General features: G+C 54.7%; 1 rRNA gene. It reads right to left on the bottom strand.

Going from position 1 to position 707, the window contains the following annotated elements:
• A 23S ribosomal RNA gene (locus tag ON063_RS14740) occupies positions 1-707 on the bottom strand; the annotation flags it as partial.

Below are 707 nucleotides of genomic sequence, written 5' to 3'. Positions count from 1 at the left end.
CAATATCAGGCTGTAGTAAAGCTCCATGGGGTCTTTCCGTCCTGTCGCGGGTAACCTGCATCTTCACAGGTACTATGATTTCACCGGGTCTCTCGTTGAGACAGTGCCCAAATCGTTACGCCTTTCGTGCGGGTCGGAACTTACCCGACAAGGAATTTCGCTACCTTAGGACCGTTATAGTTACGGCCGCCGTTTACTGGGGCTTCGGTTCAGTGCTTCTCTTGCGATGACACATCCCCTTAACCTTCCAGCACCGGGCAGGCGTCAGCCCCTATACTTCATCTTGCGATTTAGCAGAGACCTGTGTTTTTGCTAAACAGTCGTTTGGGCCTATTCACTGCGGCTTATGTTGCCATAAGCGTCCCTTCTCCCGAAGTTACGGGACCATTTTGCCGAGTTCCTTAACGAGAGTTATCCCGCGCGTCTTAGAATTCTCATCTCGCCTACCTGTGTCGGTTTGCGGTACTGGCGCCGACCTCCTCACTAGAGGCTTTTCTTGGCAGCGTGAAATCCGGTGCTTCGCCCTACGGGCTCCACGTCACAGCTCAACCTTGTATGCCGGGCGGATTTGCCAACCCGACGGCCTCGCTGCTTGTCCGTGCACTTCCAGTCGCACGGTCACCTTATCCTTCTGCGTCCCCCCATCGTTCGAACGGTGGTACGGCGGTACAGGAATATCGACCTGTTGTCCATCGCCTACGCCTTTC

Origin of the sequence: Exiguobacterium sp. B2(2022), from assembly GCF_028823655.1 — a bacterium.
GTDB lineage: Bacteria > Bacillota > Bacilli > Exiguobacteriales > Exiguobacteriaceae > Exiguobacterium > Exiguobacterium aestuarii_A.
Note: the sequence above shows the minus strand (reverse complement) of the source record. Positions and strands in the feature narration are given on the sequence as shown.